The following is a 1189-nucleotide window of genomic DNA, read 5'->3' on the forward strand; positions in this document are numbered from 1 at the left end:
TCGCGTCCGGAGGATGCGGCGGCGGACGAGCCGTGGACGCGGCACGCCACCGGTTCGCTGGCGCCCAGCAGCTCGGCTGCCGTGCCCTCGTTCGATCTGGTGGAGTGGCCGCCGAGCGGTGCCGTCCCGGTGGCGGTCGACGATCTGTACGAGCGGCTGGCCGCGGCCGGGTTCGGCTACGGGCCGGTGTTCCGGGGCCTGCGCGCCGCGTGGCGCCACGACGGTGACACCTACGCCGAGATCCGACTGCCCGAGGACGCCCACGAGGACGCCGAGCAGTACGGCCTGCACCCCGCGCTGCTCGATGCCGCGCTGCACGCCCTCGGCCTCGACATCGCCGACGGCGCGACGGCCGACGGCCCCCGCCAGGCCCGGATCCCGTTCTCCTGGAACGGCGTGACCCTCTACGCCGCCGGAGCGAACGCCCTGCGCCTGCGCCTCTCCGAGACCAGCCAGGACGCGGCCTCGCTGCTCCTGGCGGACGAGACCGGTCGCCCGGTGGCCGCCGTCGAGACCCTGGTGTCCCGCGAGGTCTCCGAGGACCAGGTGCGCAGCGCGCGCGGCGGCTTCGTCGACTCGCTGCACCGTGTGGAGTGGACGCCGCTGCCGGTGTCGGCCGCCGCCTCGGCGGGCCGCTGGGCCGTGCTCGGTGGCGAGGGCTTCGGTGCTCAGCCGTACCCGGACCTGGCGGCGCTGGGCGTGGCGGTCGAGGGCGGCGCGGCCGTCCCGGACGCGGTGTTCCTGACGTTGGAGCCGGTCGCCGGCGCGGACGACCTGGCGTCGGCCGTCCGGGTCGCGCTGCACGTGGTGCTGGGTGTGGTGCAGGAGTGGCTGGCCGACGACCGGTTCGCCGACTCGCGGCTCGTCCTGGTGACCCGTGGCGCCGTCGGTGCCGACGTCGAGGACCTGGTGCACGCGCCGGTCTGGGGCCTGGTGCGCTCCGCCCAGGGGGAGAACCCCGAGCGGCTGGTCCTGCTGGACGTCGACGGCGGTGACTTCTCCCGTGAGGCCCTCTCCGCCGCCCTCGCGGCCGGCGAGCCGGAGCTCGCGGTCCGTGCGGGTGCCGTGCAGGTGCCGCGTCTGACCCGGGCGTCGGCGGCCGTCGACGCGGCGCCGGTGTTCGGTGCTGCGGGCACGGTGCTGGTCACCGGCGCCTCGGGCATGCTGGGCGGTCTGGTCGCCCGTCACC

The 1189-nt window shown here is 76.4% G+C and carries 1 protein-coding gene; it reads left to right on the top strand.

Features of this window, described 5'->3' with window-relative positions; translation table 11 throughout:
- Positions 1 to 81: 81 nt before the first annotated feature.
- A partial coding sequence (locus ACIOFR_RS42370) for a polyketide synthase dehydratase domain-containing protein (protein WP_401006198.1) occupies positions 82 to 1189 on the top strand: 1108 nt, incomplete at its 3' end.

The sequence above is a fragment of the Kitasatospora sp. NPDC088346 genome, assembly GCF_044740765.1.
In the GTDB taxonomy this organism is placed as follows: domain Bacteria; phylum Actinomycetota; class Actinomycetes; order Streptomycetales; family Streptomycetaceae; genus Kitasatospora.